Below are 19358 nucleotides of genomic sequence, written 5' to 3'. Positions count from 1 at the left end.
CGGGATGGGACGAATATTGTCCAATGAGGACAAGCTGAGAAGCTACCTGCGGCAGGCGTCCAGCGAACTCGCGACGGCGAGGCAGCGGCTGAGCGAACTGGAGGCCGGCCTGCCCGAGCCCATCGCGATCATCGGTATGGCCTGCCGCTATCCGGGTGGGGCGAACTCGCCCGAGGGGTTGTGGGAACTCGTCGCCACCGGCGGGAATGCGGTGTCCCGGTTTCCGGAGGACAGGGGATGGGACCCGGCAGAGGTCGAGGGCGTCGGAGAGGGCGGGTCCGACGGCCGCTGGGGATCCTTCCTCTCCGACGCCGGCGAATTCGATGCCGAGTTCTTCGGCATCACGCCGCGTGAAGCGCTTGCGATGCACCCGGAACAGCGACTGGTGCTCGAGACGTCCTGGGAAGCGCTGGAACACGCTGGAATCGACCCGGCACGTCTTCGGGGGACGCCTACGGGCGTCTTCATCGGGGCCAGTTCGACCCCGGGCACGTATACCGCCGGATCGGCGGCCCAGCAAGATGTCGCGGGGTACCTGCTGACGGGCAACGTATCCTCGGTGATCTCCGGCCGGGTTTCCTACACACTTGGCCTTCGGGGGCCGGCGATCACGGTGGACACGGGCTGTTCGGCCTCTTTGGTCGCGCTCCATCTCGCGGCCCAGTCGCTTCGGTCGGGGGACTCGCGGCTGGCCTTGGCCGGTGGCGTCCAGGTCATGACGGGACTCGAGGTGTTCGCCGAGTTCGCACGTCAGAGCGGTCTGGCTCCGGACGGCCGGTGCAAGGCGTTCGCGGACACCGCGAACGGGACGGGTCTCGCCGAGGGTGTGGGAATCCTGGTCGTCGAAAAACTGGGTGACGCGCTCAGTCTCGGTCACGACGTGCTGGCAGTGATCCGGGGCAGCGCCATCAATCAGGACGGCGCGTCCAACGGCCTCACCGCACCGAGCAGCGCGGCGCAACAGGAAGTAATCCGTGCCGCGCTCGGGCGCGCCGGCCTCTCGGGGCCGGACGTGGACGCGGTGGAGGCCCACGGGACCGGGACACGGCTGGGAGACCCGATCGAGGCCGAAGCCTTGCTGGCGACCTATGGCCAGGACCGGCCGCGGGAGAAACCTCTCTGGCTCGGCTCGGTGAAGTCGAACATCGGTCATTCCCAGGCCGCCGCCGGAGTTGCCGGGATCATCAAGATGGTGATGGCGATGCGTCACGGCGTGTTGCCCGAAACGCTGCACGTGGACGAGCCGTCGCGGCAGGTGGACTGGTCCTCGGGCGCGGTGAGGCCGCTGACACACGACGTCGCGTGGCCCCCGGCCGAACTTCCCCGAAGGGCCGGCGTGTCGTCGTTCGGGATCGGCGGCACGAACGCCCACGTGATACTCGAAGAGGGCCCATCCGTTTCGGATCGTCGTCGAATGGCGCCACCGGAACCCGGCGGTCCCGGTGCCATGTCCAGTGTGGACACCGTGCGGCCGCCCAGGGCGGTGCCGTGGCTCGTGTCGGCGAAGTCGGCCACCGCGCTGCGGGCGCAGGCCGCCCGGCTGGCCGCCCATCTCGCGACGGCGCCCGACGCCGATACCCGCGTGGTCGGCCGCACGCTGGCGTTCCACCGTGCGGCCCTGGAACACCGCGCCGTCCTTGTCGGTGAAAGCAAGGATGACCTGTTGGCCGCGCTGACCGCCTTGGCCGAACGTACCGAAGACACGCCGGCCTCCGGTTTCCACGCTCGGCACAAGGGGGATATCGCCTTCGTCTTCGCCGGCCAGGGGAGCCAGCGGATCGGGATGGGACATGCGCTGTACCTGGACTTCCCGGTGTTCGCCGACGCCTGGGACACGGTCTGCGCGGCCGTGGACGGCGAACTGGGCCATCCCTTGAGCGAGGTGGTCTTCGCGGAACGGGATTCCGCGTTGGGTGCGCTTCTGGATCGTACTGAGTTCGCCCAGCCGGCCCTGTTCGGTTTGGAGGTCGCGCTGTTCCGGCTTCTGGAATCGTTCGGTGTCCGGCCGGATGTGCTGGTGGGCCATTCGGTGGGCGAGGTGAGCGCCGCACATGTCAGTGGTGTGCTGTCGCTGCACGAGGCCGGCCGCCTGGTGACGGCGCGCGCTCGCCTGATGCAGGCCTTGCCGCCGGGTGTGATGGTGGCGATCGAAGCCGATGAGGGGGAGATCCGAGCCCAGGTCGCCGGCACTCCGGCGGTCGATATCGCCGCGGTGAACGGCCCGGGCGCGGTGGTGGTGTCCGGTGAACGGACGGCCGTCGAGGAGATCGTATCGGTCTTTCGTGACCGGGGACGACGAGTCCGCGACCTACGGGTCAGCCACGCCTTTCACTCATCGCTCATGGAGCCGATGCTGGACGACTTCCGCCAGGTGGTCGAGAAATTGTCGTTCATCGCGCCGTCGATCCCCGTGGTGTCCACGGTGACCGGACAACCGGCCGGCGAGGAGTGGCTCGAACCCGGGTACTGGGTCGATCAGGTGCGTTCTCCCGTCCGTTTCGCCGATGCGATTCGTGTTGTGGCACAACGGACACGGGCGTCGGTGGTGCTGGAAATCGGCCCGTCCGGCGCGCTCTCCGCGATGACGGAACAGTGCCTTCACCCCGGCGACGAGGTAGCGGTGCTCCCGGCCATGCGCGACGGGAGGGACGAGACCGGCAGCCTGCTGAAGGCAGTGGGAGAGCTCTGGAAGCGTGGCTACCCGGTCAACTGGGCCCCCGCGTTTCCCGAACCCGCCGAAACGAGCCGCCTCGAACTGCCGACCTACGCCTTTCAGCGAAAGCGCTATTGGCTTGACCAAGCTGCCGGACCGAGCGGCTCGCCTCCGAACGCGGGTGAATTCCGCGTGGCCTGGCGACCGGCAACCATCGCGTCACGCCAGCCGGCCGGCCGATGGCTGGTGATGCTGCCCGAGTCCACGGAGGACAGTTCCTGGGCGAGGATGCTGCTCGCCGCGATGACCGCCGCGGGCGCTCAGGTCACCGCGCTCAGCCCGTCGCAAGCCGGCGAGGTGAACGATCACCTCGTGCACGGACCCGGGCGCGTCGCCGGCATCGTGTCTCTGCCGGCCGCGACCGGATCCGTCCATGGTGGACTGGACAGCACATTGACCCTGCTGCGGGCGGTCGAGGCGGCCGGTACCCCTACGCGCGTTTATTGCGTTACGCGGAACGCCGTTCTGGCCGCACCTGGTGATTTGCCGGTACCGAACGGACTGTGGGGACTCGCCGGCGTCGCCGCGCTGGAGACACCCCGGAACTGGGGCGGCATCGTCGATCTTCCGGAGCGGCCTGGTGAGCGGGAGATCGAGCAGTTGCTCGGCGTACTGGCGGAAGCCACGGACGAGGACCAGGTGGCGATCCGGCGCTCTGGCGTGTATTGCCGGAGGCTTGTGCCCGCCGTGGACGGCAACAGCACCCGCCGCCCGGCGTGGCGGCCATCGGGAACGGTTTTGGTCACCGGGGGAACGGGAGCGCTCGGCGCGTTCACGGCGCGCTGGCTTGCCGAACACGGCGCACCGCATCTGTTGCTTGTCAGCCGTCGGGGCCGGGCGGCCCCCGGCGTGCGAAAACTGGTCCTGGAGTTGGAAGAACTTGGCAGCAAGGTCACTGTCGTGGCGGCTGACGTAAGCGACCGGAACGCCCTGTCGGCGGTGCTGGACGCGATACCCGAAGAACAACCATTGACGGCTGTCATCCACGCGGCGGGTGTGCTCGACGACGGAGTGATCGGATCTGTGACTCCCGCACGCGCGCAGGCGGTGTGGGCGCCGAAGGCGCTGGCTGCCTGGCACCTGCACACGCTGACCGCGGACCGCGACCTGGCGGCGTTCGTGTTGTTCTCCTCTTTCGCCGGCGTCGCAGGCAACCCGGGCCAGGCGTCCTACGCGGCGGCCAACGCATTCCTGGACGGCTTGGCGGAACACCGCCGCGCGCGCGGGCTGCCGGCGACATCGGTGGCCTGGGGAGCTTGGGCGGGAGAGGGAATGGCCGCCGGCACCGAGTTCGCGGGACTTGTGCCGTTGGACCCCGCACAGGCCACCGCCGCGCTGCACCGGGCTCTGGACCGAGGGGAGACGACCTTGGTCGTAGCCGATGTCGACTGGAAGAAGCGGACCCGGGCTTTCCCCGGTGCGCGGCCTTTTCCTTTGCTGGCAGAGATCCCCGCGGCCGTGCCGGACGCGCCGGCCCAGCCGGTGAGGGAAGACACGTACGCACAGTTGACCCCGGTGGCGCGTCACCGTGTCCTCCTGAAGCTGGTGTCGGAGCATGTCGCCGCGGTCGCCGGTTACCTTGGCGCTGACCAGATCGATCCCGATCGGGCGTTCCGGGAGACCGGATTCGATTCGCTGGCCGCCGTCCAGTTACGTAATCGTCTCGATGCCGAACTGGGGCTCGGATTGCCCACGTCGCTGGTTTTCGACCACCCGACACCGCGTGAGCTGGCCGGCTGGCTGGCCGGAAAGCTTGCCGACGGCGAGGACGGCGTGCTCGCCGAACTCGACCGGATCGAAAAGACCATGTCGGGCCTCACTCCGGAGGAGGCCGACCGCGCCGGCGTGGTGGCGCGACTGGAAGCACTGCTCAGTTCCGCCAGGAGGCTGGTGGGCGCCGATGATGCCATCGAAAACCTGCTGGATTCCGCCGGCGCCGAGGAAGTCTTCGACTTCATCGACAGGGAGATCCGGTGACCACGCAGGAGAAGCTGCTCGATTATCTCAAGCGCACGACCGGCGAACTGCACCGCGCGCGGCGCCGGATCGGCGAACTCGAGGACCGCGAGAACGAGCCGATCGCCGTCGTCGCCATGGCATGCCGGTTTCCCGGACACGTCGATTCTCCGGACGACCTCTGGCGGCTGGTCGTCGACGAAATCGACGCGATCAGCCCCTTTCCGCTCGACCGCGGCTGGGACATCGATGCTCTCGCCGCGGCGGGACGAGGCCCGGCGGGCGCGGAAGTCCCCGTGCACGGGGGATTCCTCGACCGCGTCGGGGATTTCGATCCGGAGTTCTTCGGGATATCCCCGCAGGAAGCACTGGCGATGGATCCGCAGCAGCGGATCCTGCTCGAGATCGCCTGGGAGTCTTTCGAACGGTGTGGCATTGTCCCGGCGTCCTTGCGCGGACGCCAGGTCGGTGTGTTCGTGGGCACCAACGGGCAGGACTACCGAGACCTGCTCCTGCACGAGCCCAAGCTGGGGCTCGGCGTCAACATCGCCGCCGCCTCGGTATCCGGCAGGCTGTCCTACGCCTTCGGCCTGCAGGGGCCGTCCGTCACCATCGATACGGCGTGCTCGGCTTCGCTGGTGGCGACGCACCTGGCCGCACGGGCGTTGCGGGCCGGAGAGTGCGAGCTGGCCCTGGCCGGCGGTGCCACGGTCATGAGCACACCGGCTGTGTTCGAGGAGTTCGCGAAGCAAGGTGGCCTTGCCCCGGACGGGCGTTCGAAGTCGTTTTCCGACGCCGCTGACGGCACCAGCTGGTCGGAAGGCGCGGGTGTCGTTCTCCTCGAGCGCGTCTCCGACGCTCGCCGTCACGGCCATCGGATACTCGCTCTTTTACGCGGGAGCGCGGTCAACTCCGACGGCGCGTCGAACGGTTTCACGGCCCCGAACGGGCAGGCCCAGCAACAGGTCATCGAGGCCGCTCTCGCCGACGCGGGCTTGACCCCCTCGGACGTCGACGCGGTGGAGGCTCACGGCACCGGTACGCGACTCGGCGATCCGATCGAGGCCGAGTCACTCCTGGCCGTCTACGGACGGGATCGCGAACGGCCGTTGTCTTTCGGTTCGTTGAAGTCGAACATCGGACACACGCAGGCCGCCGCCGGAGCCGCCGGCGTGATCAAGACGATCATGGCGCTCAACGCGGGGATCTTGCCTCGCACCCTGCACGCCGACCGGCCCTCGTCGCGGGTTCGGTGGCCGGCGGGCAAAGTGTCGCTGCTGACCCGGCAGATGCCCTGGCCTGACACCGGCCGGGCACGGAGGGCAGGGGTCTCCGCTTTCGGTGCTACGGGCACCAATGCGCACGTCGTTCTCGAACAGGCCGCGCCGGAACCCGCGGTTGGTCACGATAAAGCGCCCGACGGCCCGCTACCGGTGCTGGTCTCGGCCCGCCATCCGCGAGCCCTGAAGGAGCAGGCGCTCGCGCTGGCTTCCTTCGTGGAGTCGACCGCGCCCGCGCTCGCCGAGGCCGGACTCGCGTCGGCCACGACCAGAACCGCGTTCGAGCACCGTGCGGTTGTGCTCGCCGCGGATCGAGACAGTCTCGTCACGGGTCTGAAAGCGCTTTCCGAAGGGATGGAGCACGTCGGTGTCACGTCCGGGCGTGCGATTGCCGATCCCGTGGTCGCGTTCTGCTTTTCCGGCCAGGGCGCGCAACGACTGGGTATGGGAAGGATGCTTTACGCGCGGTTTCCCGCCTTTGCCGAGGCATTGGACGACGTGCTCGGCCACTTCGACGGCGCGTTGCGACGCGTCATGTGGGGCCAGGACGAGGACGCGCTCAACCGCACCGAACACGCGCAACCCGCCTTGTTCGCCATCGAGGTGGCGTTGGCGAAATTGCTGGACTCGTGGGGCGTCCGCCCGGAATTCGTCGCGGGGCACTCCATCGGGGAGATCGCGGCCGCCCATATCGCGGGTGTTCTTTCCCTGGCGGACGCGTGCGTTCTGGTCGATGCCCGCGGAAAGCTGATGCAGCGCCTGCCCGAGGGCGGCGCGATGGTGTCGGTACGGGCGAGTGAAGCGGAAGTCTCGCCCAAGCTCGGCGACGACGTCGCTCTCGCCGCGATCAACGGACCGTCCTCAGTCGTGCTGGCCGGCCTGGCCGATGCGGTGGACCGGGCGGCGGGCGCGTTCGAGGGGGCGCGGCGGCTGCCGGTGAGCCACGCCTTCCACTCCCGGTTGATGGACCCGATACTCGACGAATTTCGCGACGTGGTTCGCCGGCTTCGGCTGGCGGAACCGCGGCTGCCCATGGTGTCGACCGTGACCGGCAGGCTCGTCGGCCCGAAGGAGATCTGTTCCCCGGAATATTGGGTGAACCACGCCCGGCGCACGGTCAGGTTCTGGGATGCCGTGGGGTCGCTGGCTGAGGCCGGAACCACGCACATGGTCGAGGTAGGTCCAAGCGCGGCGCTGGCGGCACTGCTCGGATCGGCCTCCGGCGCTCCGGCATGTATCGCTCTCGCCCACCGTGGCCCGGACGAGCTGTCGGCCATTCTCACCGCGCTGGCACGTCTGCACGTTCACGGTGTCACGGTGCGCTGGCGGTCGTTGTTCGGCGACGTCACGCCGAGCGCGCTGCCTACCTACTCCTTCCAACGCAGACGGTTTTGGCCTGCGACGGTCAGGCCCACCGGCCCGGGCCGCGGCGCGGGAGGGGGCACGCATCCTTTTCTCGGAGCCGGCATCGAGCTACCGGACGAGCAGGGAACCGTCGTCACCGGGAGCGTGTCGCTCCGGGATTTTCCGTGGCTGGCCGACCATGTGGTGCGGGGCCGGGCGTTGCTGCCGGGAACCGCCTTCGTGGATTTGGTCAGCCATGTCGCGGCCGAGACCGCCGGTAGGGCGATGCGGCTCGCCATCGGCGAACTGACGTTGGAGCGCCCGCTGGCGTTGGACGAGCCCGTTGAGTTGCGGGTGCGCGTCGAACCCGCGGACGAGGTGGAATGCCGCGGTGTCACGGTCCATTCGCGCGGACAAAGCGCGCGACAGTGGGTGCGGAACGCCTCGGGCACGCTCCGGCCCGCCCCGCCACTGGGGGAGTTCGACCTGGTCGAGTGGCCGCCCAGGGGCGCGGAGCCGGTGGATCCGGACGGCTGTTACGAGTCCCTTGCCGCCGCGGGATTCGCCTATGGACCGGCTTTCCGCGGTTTGCGCGCGGCATGGCGACTGGACGGGGACGTCTACGCGGAGACGGGTTTCGACGATGCCGACGCGGCTCGGCCCGGGCAGTTCGAAGTTCACCCCGCGCTGCTCGATTCGGCTTTGCATGCCTTCGCGCTGGCCGATCCCGAGCATCCGACGGTGACCGCGTTGCCGTTCTCGTGGCGAGGCGTCAGTGTTCACGCGTCCGGCGTTTCGGCATTCCGCGTCAGGGTGCGGCCTCGATCGCCACTGTCGTTCTCTCTCGCCATAACGGATACGGCGGGGTCGCCGGTCGTCACCGTGGACGAAGTTGTCCTCAGAGAAGCGGATCTCGCCGCGCGGGATGATCTGGGCGAGGTCCTGCACACGCTCGACTGGAAACCCGCCGCTCCGCTCGCCGGTGACGCCCGGCCCTCGGTGACCATGCTCGATCAGTTCGACGGGAGCGGGCCGGCTCCGGACGTCGTCGCGGTCGAGTTGTCCGGTGGCGAAGAGATCCTCGCGTCGGTGCACAGCCGGGTGGCCCGTGTGCTGGAACTCATGCGGGACGAGCGGTTCGCCAGGTCACGGCTGGTGTTCGTGACCCGTGGCGCGGTGAGCGGACCCGGGCCGCTCACCGATCCCGGCGGCGCCGCCGTGTGGGGTCTGGTGCGCTCCGCGCAGAACGAGGAGCCGGGGCGATTCGTCCTCGTCGACCTCGACCCCGGAACGGGGGCCCAGGACGATCCGGCCGAACAGGTCGCCATTGCGGTGAGCACGGGCGAACCCCAGATTCTGTTCCGGGCGGAGCGAGCCTATGCCGGTCGTCTCGTCCGGCGTGCCGACATCGCCGGAACCGGCGACGACCCGGTCACCGGCGAGGATGGCACCTGGCTGGTGACCGGCGGCACCGGCGGTCTGGGCGCCCTCGTTGCCCGCCACCTCGCGAGGGCGCACGGCGTCCGGCGCATGCTGCTGGTCAGCCGGCGGGGCAGTGAGGCGCAAGGGGCCTCGGAACTGGTCGCAGAGCTCACCGCACTCGGTGCCGACGTCACCGTGGCCGCGTGTGACGTGACCGACCGCGACGCGCTTTCCGAACTCGTTCGCGGTATTCCGGCCACACATCCGCTCACCGGAATCGTCCATGCCGCCGGTGTTCTCGACGACGGCGTTGTCTCCGCGCTGACGCCGGAGCGGGTCTCGGCCGTGGTGCGTCCGAAGACCGACGGGGCATGGCATCTCCATGAGCTGACGCGCGAGGCGCGGTTGAAGGCTTTCGTGCTGTTCTCGTCGGCGGCAGGAATCGTCGGCACCGCGGGACAGGGCGCGTATGCCGCGGGCAACGCCTTTCTCGACTCGGTCGCCCGCTACCGGCAGGACGCCGGTCTGCCCGCGGTGGCGATCGCTTGGGGGCTGTGGGACCACGCGACCGCACTGACCGGACATCTCACCGTGGCCGACCGGAGGCGGATGGCGCGTCACGGCTTCGCACCGCTGAGCACGTCACGGGTGCTGGCGGTGTTCGACGCCGCCCTGACGGTGGCCGAACCGGCTGTCCTCGCCGTGCCGTTCGACCTTCGCGCGCTGAGGAATCGTGATGACCTTCCCAGGGTGCTCCAGGAACTCGTGCCCGTTGCGCACCGGCGGGCGAGCGGACGTCCGGCGCGCCTGACGCGACTGCCGGACGCGGAGCGCGAGCGTTATCTGATCGACCTCGTCGCCGGTCATACCAGGCTTGTGCTCGGGCTGACCGACTCCCGTGAGATCGAGGTCGACCAAGCCTTCCGTGACATGGGTTTCGATTCGCTGGGCGCGGTCGAACTGCGGAACCGGCTGACCGAGGCGACCGGCCTCACGCTTCCCGCCACCGTGGTGTTCGATCACCCGACTGTTCGCGACCTTGCCGCGACGATCATGTCCCGGCTGGCCGCCCAGCCCGTGGTCGACGCCGCGACCGACGGAACTACACCGGGCCTGGCCGTGACGGGCGAAGATCCGATCGTCATCGTCGGTATGGCGTGCCGGTATCCCGGCGGCGTGCGCACGCCCGACGACCTTTGGCGCCTCGTGTCCGACGGCGTGGACGCGATTTCGGGCTTCCCCGGCGACCGCGGCTGGGACTTCGGCGATGGCTCGTTCACGCCGGCCGGCGGATTCCTCCTTGACGCCGCCGAGTTCGACGCCGACTTTTTCGGCGTTTCGCCCCGGGACGCGATCACGATGGACCCGCAGGAACGCATCATGCTGGAACTGGCCTGGGAAGCGGTGGAGCGGGCCGGGATCGCCCCGGCATCTCTGCGGGGCAGCCAAACCGGCGTGTTCGCGGGCGTGATGTATCACGACTACGGCATCTGGCCCAGCGCTGCCGGCACGGGCCGGGCGAGTTCCGGCAGCATGGTTTCGGGGCGAGTCGCCTACACCCTTGGCCTGGAAGGGCCGGCGATCACGGTGGACACCGCGTGTTCGTCCTCCCTGGTCGCGCTGCACCAAGCGGCGCAGGCGCTCCGTTCGGGTGACTGCTCGCTCGCGCTGGCCGGCGGAGTCACCGTCCTGGCGACTCCGGAGCCGTTCGCCGAGTTCGCGCGCCAGCGGGCGCTGTCCAGCGACGGACGGTGCCGGTCGTTCGGCGCGGCGGCGGACGGGGTCGGATGGGCCGAGGGCGCCGGAGTGCTTGTCCTGGAAAGACTTTCCGACGCCAGGCGCAACGGGCACCCGGTGGCCGCGGTGATCCGGGGATCGGCGGTGAACTCCGATGGAGCGTCGAACGGCATCACCGCACCCAACGGTCCGGCGCAGCAGCGAGTCATCCAGCGGGCACTCGCCGTCTCGGGATTGCGCCCCGTCGACGTGGACGTTGTGGACGGACACGGCACCGGCACCACGCTGGGCGACCCGATCGAGGCGCAGGCACTACTGGCCACCTACGGGCGAGACCGCCAAACGCCTCTGCTGCTGGGCTCGGTGAAGTCGAATCTCGGTCACACCCAGGCCGCGGCCGGCGTGGCCGGAGTGATCAAGATGGTCCTCGCGATGCGGCACGGCGTCGTGCCGCGCACGCTCCACGCGGAAGAACCGTCTCCTCATGTCGACTGGAGCGAGGGTGCTGTCGAACTCGCCACCGAGGCACGACCGTGGCCGAACTCGGACCGCCCGCGCCGGGCGGGAGTCTCCTCGTTCGGCATCAGCGGCACCAATGCCCACGTGGTGCTGGAAGACTTCCCCGGCGACAGCCCGGCCCGTTCCGGAGCAGCCGCCCCGGAAACCGGGCATTCCTTCGTGCCCTGGGTGCTTTCGGCCAAGAACGAAACCGCGTTGAGCGCGCGACGCGAACAATTGATGGCGTACGCGCGGACGCGGGACCTGCCCTCGGCGGATATCGGCTTTTCTCTTGCCACCGGCAGGGATCACTTCCGGCATCGTGCCGTCGCGCTCCCGGACGGCACCGTCCTCGCCGACGGCGCCGCGGCATCCGGCTCTGAAACAGCCGCCTTCTTGTTCACCGGCCAAGGCGCGCAGCGGGCCGGGATGGGACGCGAACTGTATGAGGCGTTCCCCGTTTACACCGAAGCGTTCGACGAAGTGACCGAACCCGCTTTACGGGAAATCGTCTTCTCCGCGGAGAACGTGACACTGGACCGTACGGAATTCGCTCAGCAGGCGATCTTCGCGGTCGAGGTGGCCCTCTTCCGGTTGCTGGAATCCTGGGGCCTGGTGCCCGGCCACGTGGCGGGGCACTCCATCGGCGAGATCGCCGCGGCACATGTGGCCGGTGTGTTCGACGCCGCGGACGCGGTGAAACTGGTCACCGCTCGCGGCCGGCTGATGGGTGCGTTGCCGTCGGCCGGTGCCATGATGTCCCTGCGCGCGACAGAAACCGCGGTACGCGCTTACCTCGAGGAATACGCGGGTGCGGTCAGTATCGCGGCCGTCAACGGACCTGCCTCCGTGGTCGTTTCGGGCGAGGAGACCGCCGTACTCGCTCTCGGCGAGCGGTTCGGCGGTACGAAACGGCTCCGGGTGAGCCGCGCGTTCCACTCACCGCTGATGGATCCCATGCTCGCCGATTTCCGCGCGGTGGCCGGGCGGATCACCTACCATCCGCCCCGGATTCCGATGGTGTCCACGGTGACCGGCGGCTACGTCACCGGCGAGGTCACGGATCCGGAGTACTGGGTACGCCAGGTGCGCGACACCGTGCGGTTCGAGGACGCCGTCCGGACTCTGACCGCGTCCGGGGTCACGGCATTCGTCGAGTTGGGACCCGACGCCGTACTCTCCGCGCTGGGCACGGATATCGTGCCGGGGGCGGAGTTCATCCCGACGCTACGGCGTGGCCACAGCGAAACCCAGGCGGTCCAGACCGCCCTCGCCAGAGCTTACGTGCGAGGCGTGCCCGTCGACTGGGCCCGACTGTTTCCCGGTCGCCGCACCGTGTCGATACCCACGTATCCGTTCCAGCGCGAGTCCTTTTGGCTGGCGACCGCCCGGCCACCGGCGGAGCCACCATCGGGCCTGACGCATCCGATACTGGACGGCTCGGTCGCTCTGCCTGCCACGGGCGGCCACGTGCTGACCGGGCACCTGTCCCTTGACGAGCACGCGTGGCTGGCCGATCACGCGGTGCTGGGCACCGTCCTGCTGCCCGGCACCGGCCTGGTCGAACTGGCCTGCCGCGCGGGGGAGGAGGTGGGCAGCCCGGCGCTGCTCGAATTGGTCCTGGAGGCGCCGCTGATCGTGCCCGTGGACCGGCGAGTGGATCTCCGGATCGAAATCGGTGCGCCGGACCGGACCGGTGGCAGGCCGTTGTCCATCCACTCGCGGCCTGATGACGACGGCGAGGGCCAGTGGAGTTGCCATGCCCGCGGTGTGGTCGCGTCAGAGAATTCGATCACCCCTGCCGACCTGCGGCTTTGGCCTCCTGCCGGGGCCGGCCCCGTCGATGTCACCGGCGCCTACGATCACCTCGCCGCCCGGGGATACCGCTACGGCCCGGCATTCCGGGGGCTGAATGCCGCGTGGCGGCTTGGTGACGACCTTTTCGCCGAGGTGAAGTTGCCGGTGCCGCCCGGCGGGTACGCCGTCCATCCGGCCTTGCTGGACGCGGCACTGCATCTCCGGATGGTCGTGGAGGACGACGACCGCGCGGTGCTCCCGTTCGCGTGGTCGGGAGTGCGGATGCACGCGAACGGAGCCGCCATGGCGAGGGTCCGGATTCGCGCCGTCCGTGACACCGTCCGGGTCGATCTCGCGGACGCCCTCGGCGCTCCGCTGGCCACCGTCGAGTCGCTCGTGGGGCGCCCGGTCACCGAAGACAGGCTCGCCTCGGCCGCGCCCCCTCGCCGGATCCCGCTGTGGCAGGTGGTGTGGGACCCCGTCCCCGCCGGGCAGGACCATGACGTTACGCCGGTGTGGGCCGACTCCGAGTGGTTCTTCCGGGACGAAAGGCCGGTGCCCCCGCTCGTGGCGTGGCGTGTTCCGGCGCACGAACGGCCGGAACGCATGGTCTCGGCAACCCTGTCGGTAATCCGGACCTGGTTGACCGAGCCGCGGTTCGCGCCCTCACGCCTGATTGTCGCGACCCGTGGGGCCGTCGCGGTCGTCGAATCCGAGGACCCGCCCAGCCCCGGGGCGGCCGCGGTGTGGGGGCTGGTCCGCGCCGCGCAGGCAGAACACCCCGGCAGGATCGTGCTGTTCGACGGAGAGAGCAGCCCGGCGATCGCGGCCGCGGTGGAAGCGGGCGAGACCGAACTCGCCGCACGGGACGAAACGCTCGTGCGCCCGCGCTTGTCCGCCGTCGCCGACCCGGAGCCGGAGGATGCCCGGCCGGTCTGGCCGACCGTCGGCACGGTACTGGTCACCGGAGGTACCTCGGGTCTCGGAGCGCTGGTCGCACGCCATCTCGTCACCGTCCACGGGGTCACCGACCTGTTGCTGGTGAGCCGCCGGGGACTCGCCGCCCCGGGCGCGGAAGCACTTCGTGACGAACTTGCTTCCCCCGGCGTGACCATCCGTTTCGCCGAATGCGACGTATCCGACCGCGGCGCCCTGGCCGCGCTTCTGCGCGGCGAAGACGCACTTTCGGTCGTCGTGCACGCGGCCGGCGCTGTCGGCAACTCGGTGATCACGGACCTGACCGTGGAGCAGATCGAGACCACTTTCGCGGCCAAGGTGCGCGGCGCGGAAAACTTGGACGAACTCACGCGTGGGCTCGATCTGTCCGCGTTCGTGCTGTTTTCCTCCTCCGCGGGGCTCGTGGCCGGAGCCGGTCAAGGAGCCTATGCGGCGGCGAACGCCTGTCTCGACGGTCTTGCCAGGACCCGCCGTGCGGCAGGTTTCCCGGCGTCCGCGGTGGCCTGGGGCCTTTGGGAGGCCACCCGGGTCGACGGTGTGCCCATCGACGCGAGCCGCGTGCAGCGGATGCGCAGGCTGGGAATGCCGCCCTTGGCCACCGGCGAAGCGCTCGGCCTGCTGGACGAGGTCGTCGGTGGCGGCCTGGGAAACGTGGTGGCGATGCGGATCGACCCGTCCGCCTTGCGTGCCAGGAAGGACGAACTTCCCCAGGTGCTGCGGCCACTCGCCGGTTCCCCGGCGCGGCGGGCGGTCGCCGTGGCGTCCGGCCTTCCGTTGCCGGACCGGCTCGCCCCGCTGGCCGAGGCCGAGCAGGACCGGTTGCTCGTCGACCTGGTCCGTGGTCAGGTCGCTGCGGTACTCGGCCACCGCGGCATTTCCGCTGTCGATCCGGACCGGGCGCTCAGCGAGTTCGGTTTCGATTCCCTCGCGTCGGTCGAACTGCGCAACGCGTTGTCCGGAGAGACCGGGCTGGCCCTGCCCGCCACCTTGGTGTTCGACCATCCCACGGTGGCCGCCGTCGCGGACCATCTCAAACGGGCACTCGGCGTCACAGCGCCGACGACCTCGACGGTGGAGCACGTCACCTCGTCCGCGGCGGCCACGGACGAGCCGATCGCCATCATCGGCATGAGCTGCCGGTTTCCCGGCGGTGTCGACTCTCCCGAGACGCTGTGGGAACTGCTCGCGGAGGGCCGCGATGTCGTGGGACCGCTTCCGGAGGATCGTGGCTGGACCACGGACGCGCTCGGTGAACTCCGGGAGGGCGGGTTTCTCGAAGGTGCCTCCGCGTTCGACGCCGGTCTTTTCGGGGTCAGTCCCGCCGAGGCCGTGGCCACCGATCCACAGCAGCGTCTGCTGCTCGAAGTGGCGTGGGAGGCGTTGGAGCGAGCCGGAATCGCCCCGCTGTCGCTCCGGGGAAGCCGGACCGGCGTATTCACCGGGGTCATGTATCACGACTATCCCGGGACCACCACCGCGGGCAGCGCGATACCCGGCCGGGTCGCGTATCAACTGGGTTTGCAGGGCCCGACGATGACGATCGACACCGCCTGCTCGTCTTCGCTCGTCGCGTTGCACGTCGCGGCTCAATCGTTGCGGACGGGAGAGTCCGAACTCGCGCTCGCGGGCGGGGTCACCGTCTTGTCCACTCCGGACAGCATCACGGCGTTCCAGCGGATGGGGGTGCTGTCCGCGGACGGTCGTTGCCACTCCTACGCGGATTCCGCCAATGGCGCCGGCTGGGCGGAGGGCGTGGGAATTCTGGTACTGGAGCGGCTGTCCGTCGCGCGCGGTCGCGGCCACGACGTACTGGCCGTGATCAGCGGGTCGGCGGTCAATTCGGACGGAGCGTCGAACGGCTTCACCGCACCCAACGGTCCCTCGCAACAACGGGTGATCCGTCAGGCCCTTGCCGCGGCAGGACTCGATCCGTCCGATGTGGACGCGGTGGAGGGGCACGGCACCGGCACCACCCTCGGTGATCCGATCGAAGTGCAGGCCCTGCAAGCGGTCTACGGCCACGGCAGGGTCCGTGACCGGCCGCTGTGGCTCGGCTCGGTGAAATCGAACTTCGGGCACACGCAGGCGGCCGCCGGTGTCGCGGGCGTGATCAAGATGGTGCTGGCGATGGATCACGGCCGGCTGCCCAGGACGTTGCACGCCGGGAGACCGTCGTCCCATGTCGATTGGCAGGCGGGCGGGGTGCGGCTCCTCACCGAAGCCGTCCACTGGCCCGCGGCCGGTCACCTCCGTCGTGCCGGCGTCTCTTCGTTCGGCATGACGGGGATCAACGCGCACGTGATCGTCGAGGACGCGCCGGCAGCGTGGTCTCAGCCGGTCCGCGCGCCGGCCGGGGCCGCACTGCCGACGGTGCCCTGGGTGCTGTCCGGCCACAGCCGGAAAGCGTTGCGGGCGCAGGCCGAACGGCTGCTTGTCCATGCCGGATCCTCGCGGGATTCCGCCGAGAGTATCGGCCACGCGCTGGTGACCACACGATCCGCTTTGCCGCATCGCGCGGTGTTTCTCGGTGCGGACCGGGAGGAACTGACCGGAGCGCTGCGTGCCTTCCTGCACGATGAGCGGTCCTCGCGCGTCGCCGAAGGCGACGCGCGAACCGAGGGCAGGACGGCGTTCTTGTTCACCGGGCAGGGTGCTCAGCGCCCGGGCATGGGACGCGATCTTTACCGGGACCACCCGGCGTTCGCCCTCGCGTTCGACCAGGTTTGTGACCGGTTCACCGCCGAGTTGGAATATCCGCTCAAGGATGTGCTTTTCGAAGCCGGACATTCGGACCTGCTGAATTCGACCGCCTACGCCCAGGCGGGTCTGCTCGCGCTCGAAACAGCGTTGTTCCGGCTGGTCGAATCCTGGGGCGTCGTCCCCGACATGCTGCTGGGGCATTCCATCGGCGAACTGGCGGCCGCGCATATCGCCGGTGTCCTCAGCCTCGACGACGTGTGCGCGCTGGTGGCGGCCCGTGGCCGCCTGATGGACCAGTTGCCCCCAGGCGGCGCCATGTTCGCCGTAGCCGCGTCGGAAGCCGAGGTCCAGGCGGAAATCGACGCGCCGGCCGGGGGCGCACGGCGGGTGTCCATCGCCGCGGTCAACGGACCGCGTTCGATCGTGGTGTCCGGTCCCGTGGACGCCGTCACCGAATTGGGCGCCCGTTTCGCCGCCGCCGGACGGGAGGTGACCCGTCTCAAGGTCTCCGGGGCGTTCCACTCGCCGCTGATGGAACCGGTACTGGCGGAGTTCCGCCGAGTTGCCCATTCCGTCACCTTTCACCCACCTCGGATCATGGTGGTCTCTGGGCTTACCGGAGAGATCGCCGAGGAGGTCGACGACCCCGAATACTGGGTTCGCCAGATTCGCGAGACGGTCCGATTCGCCGACGGGCTGGAGACTACGCGCCGTGCGGGCGCAACCAGGTTTCTGGAACTGGGGCCGCAGGCCGTGCTTTCGGCCCTGGTAGGTGACACACCGAGCGCGGGGAAACAGCGGGACGCCACGGAGGTAGCGGTTCCCGCGCTACGCGGCGCTGCCGACGAGACCCTGTCCTTGCTGTCCGCGCTGGCGGCTCTGTATGTCAACGGCGGCCGTGTTTCGTGGGAGGAATTGTTCCCGGGCACACCGGCCAGGCGCGCTCACCTGCCGACGTATGCTTTCCAGCACGACAGCTACTGGGCGAAGGCCCCTACGGTCGTCGGAGAAAGCGGTTTCCCGGACCGTTGGCGTTACCGCGTCGACTGGCAACCCGTCCAGGTTCCCCCTGGCCAGCCGACGGGTACCTGGGCGCTCGTCGTGCCCCCGGACATCGCCGGCACCCCGTGGCCGGTCGCGATACGAGAGGCATTGCGGCACACCGCGTCCGTCGTCGAGTTCGAGACCGGTGAGGAACTCCCCGGCGACGGCTTCGCCGGAATCGTGTCTTTCGCCGGTACGGATCTCGATGTCGGCGACGGCGTGCACCGGGGTCTCGCCGCGACCATGGAGCTGCTGCGGTCCACTGTGGATGGACGACTGTGGACGATGACGCGAGGCGCGGTGGCGGCGACGAGCGACGACAGCGTGATCGAGCCTGGGCAGAGCCAGCTCTGGGGTTTCGGCCGGGTCGCGGCGCTGGAGTACCCGCACCGGTGGGGCGGCCTGGTCGACCTGCCGGAGCAACCCACCCCTCAAGCGGTGCGGGAGTTACTCGCGATACTGTCCGGGCCGGGCGACGAAGATCAGATCGCCCTGCGCGCACCTGGCGTCCTGGCTCGACGGCTCGTCCGCGTGCCTATGCCTGGTGCCCGGACGCCTACGAAGCCCCGGCGTCCACAAGGGACAGTGCTCGTGACGGGCGGCACCGGAGCGCTCGGGCGCCACGTCGCGCGATGGCTGGCCGGCAATGGTACGACAAATCTGCTGTTGGTCTCACGGCGAGGGGCCGATGCGCCCGGCGCCGGTGAGCTCGTCGCGGAGCTGGCGGCTAGGGGGGTGTCCGTCAGCGTGGCAGCGGCCGACCTCGGCGACCGCGAGGCTCTGGCCCGCCTGATCGCCGGCGTTCCAGCCGACCGCCCGCTCACTGGCGTCTTCCACCTGGCCGGCGTGCTGGACGACGGCGTCATCGAGTCGTTGACGGGCGAGCGGCTGGCCGCCGTGGTGCGGCCTAAGGTCCTCGGCGCGTGGCACCTCCACGAACTGACCCGTGACCACAATCTGGAGCACTTCGTGTTGTTCTCATCGGTGTCGGGTGTGCTCGGTGGTGCGGGCCAAGCGAACTATGCCGCGGCCAACGCCTACCTCGACGCGCTTGCGCAGATGAGGCGAGCCCAGGGGCTCCACGCACTGTCGGTCGCATGGGGCCCCTGGGCCGGCGCGGGCATGGCCGGCACGGTGTCGGCGACGAGTACGTCGTGGCACGGCATGGAACCCATGGCGCCGGACTCCGCGCTCATCGCCCTGCGGCGCGCGCTCGAGGAGAGGGATCACGCTGTGCTCGTCGCGAATGTCCGGTGGGAACAACTGGTACCCCAGTTCACCGCGGTACGCCGCAGTGCCCTCTTTTCCGCGCTTCCAGAAGCGCGGGCCATCGCCACCGCCGACACCACCGCGACTCCCGCGACCGCGACGAAGAATGTGACCGAACTGACCGGGCCGGAACTCGAAGAAGCATTGCTCGTGCTCGTTCGCGGTGAGGTAGCCGCTCTGCTGGGCTACGAAGGTCCGGATGCCATCGATCCGCGGACAAGTTTCGGCGAACTCGGACTGGACTCCCTCGGTGCCGTCGAACTGCGGAACCGTCTTGCTTCCGCGGTCGACCTGCGGCTTCCCGCCACGCTGTTGTTCGACTATCCCTCGGCCGGGAAGCTGGTTCGTCACCTCGCGTCCTTGCTCGGCGGCGACGACCTGGCCTCCGAGGTGGAGCCCGTGCTTGCCGCGCTCGACCGGCTGGAGTCCACAGTAGCCGGACTGAGCCCGGACGACCTCGAGCGCTTCAAGCTCAGCGCGCGCCTGCAGACCCTGGTGTCTTCCGTGCACCGGGCGCTGGACGGTATCGCGAGTCCCGCTTCTCCGGAACTCGGCGACAACGCCACCGCGGAAGATATTCTCGCCTTCCTCGACCGGGAGATGGAATGACCCGCGCCGATCGAGAAATTCCTTCCGCATCG

General features: G+C 69.4%; 2 protein-coding genes. Both read left to right on the top strand.

The window, feature by feature from the left end; genetic code table 11:
* Positions 1-16: 16 nt before the first annotated feature.
* On the top strand, positions 17-4690 hold the full coding sequence (locus ACFSXZ_RS36325) for an SDR family NAD(P)-dependent oxidoreductase (protein ID WP_449224304.1): 4674 nt from the start codon (positions 17-19) through the stop codon (positions 4688-4690).
* Entirely contained in the window at positions 4687-19326 is a 14640-nt protein-coding gene (locus ACFSXZ_RS36320) for an SDR family NAD(P)-dependent oxidoreductase (RefSeq protein WP_378270590.1), read from the top strand. The genes ACFSXZ_RS36325 and ACFSXZ_RS36320 overlap by 4 nt, the downstream gene beginning before the upstream one ends.
* Positions 19327-19358: the final 32 nt, after the last annotated feature.

Source organism: Amycolatopsis pigmentata (assembly GCF_042684065.1).
GTDB classification, from domain to species: Bacteria; Actinomycetota; Actinomycetes; order Mycobacteriales; family Pseudonocardiaceae; genus Amycolatopsis_E; species Amycolatopsis_E pigmentata.
Note: the sequence above shows the minus strand (reverse complement) of the source record. Positions and strands in the feature narration are given on the sequence as shown.